Source organism: Nonomuraea sp. NPDC001684 (assembly GCF_053596515.1).
Window position 1 is genome coordinate 1 of sequence record NZ_JBSFGJ010000901.1, and the last position, 1163, is coordinate 1163.

General features: G+C 73.9%; 2 protein-coding genes. One reads left to right on the top strand and one right to left on the bottom strand.

Going from position 1 to position 1163, the window contains the following annotated elements; genetic code table 11:
- Positions 1 to 350 (bottom strand): TetR family transcriptional regulator (locus ACWCSD_RS52945; protein WP_449927619.1); only part of this gene is annotated, 350 nt, incomplete at its 3' end.
- A gap of 70 nt (positions 351 to 420) precedes the next feature.
- Here ACWCSD_RS52945 and ACWCSD_RS52950 point away from each other — a divergent pair.
- Positions 421 to 1163 (top strand): ATP-binding cassette domain-containing protein (locus ACWCSD_RS52950; protein WP_449927622.1); only part of this gene is annotated, 743 nt, incomplete at its 3' end.

The following is a 1163-nucleotide window of genomic DNA, read 5'->3' on the forward strand; positions in this document are numbered from 1 at the left end:
GCCCCCGACCGCTCCACCACCTCGAACAGCACCGGTGACGGCCGGGTGCCGGCCACCAGCCGGGCGCCGTCGCGGTAGGAGTTGAGCATCGCCCGGTCGCGGTGGGCGTGGTCCCTCATCCACTCGCGCCAGGCGGCGGGCTCGGTGAGCGCGGGGCGGGTCATGTGGGCGGCGGTCATCGCCTCGGCCATCGCGTCGAGGAGCTCCTGCTTGTTCGTGAAGTGCCAGTAGAGCGCGGGCGCCTGCACGCCCAGCTCGCCCGCGAGCCGCCGCAGCGTGAGCCCGTCGAGCCCGGTCTCCTGCAGCAGCCGCAGCGCCGCGGCCACGATGGTGCCCTTCTCAAGTGCCACGGTTGACAGCTTAACAACGTTCAATGCATCCTTAACGCTGTTAGATTTAACGCCGTTAAGGAGCCTCGCGATGATCTGCGCGGAGGGTTTGCGGAAGCGGTACGCGGCCACGGAGGCGCTCAGGGGCATCGACCTCGACGTCCCGGCCGGCACGGTGTGCGGGCTGCTCGGCCCCAACGGAGCAGGCAAGACGACGACCGTGCGCATCCTGGCCACCCTGCTCCGCCCGGACGGCGGCCGGGCCGAGGTCGCCGGGCTCGACGTGGTGCGCGACGCGGCCCGGCTGCGCTTCCGCATCGGCCTGGCCGGTCAGCACGCCGCCGTGGACGAGCTGCTGACCGGCCGGCGCAACCTGGAGCTGTTCGGCCGCCTCTACCACCTGTCCAGGGCGCGGGCCAGGAGCAGGGCCGAGGAGCTGCTGGAGCGGTTCGGACTGGCCGCGGCCGGGCGGCGGCTGGTCAGGACGTACTCGGGCGGCATGCGGCGGCGGCTCGACCTGGCCGCGAGCCTGATCGTCGCGCCGCCCGTGCTGTTCATGGACGAGCCGACCGCGGGGCTCGACCCGCGCAGCCGCCGCGAGCTCTGGGACGCGCTGCGCGACCTGGTCCGCGAGGGCACCACGCTGCTGCTGACCACCCAGTACCTCGACGAGGCCGACCACCTGGCGGACCAGGTCGTGGTGCTGCGCGAGGGCCGGGTCGCGGCGGCGGGCTCCCCCGGCGCGCTCAAGAGGCAGGTCGGCGGCGACCGCGTGCAGATCGTCTTCCGCCACCCCGGCGACGCGGCGGCGGCCCTCGGAGCGCTCGGGCCCAC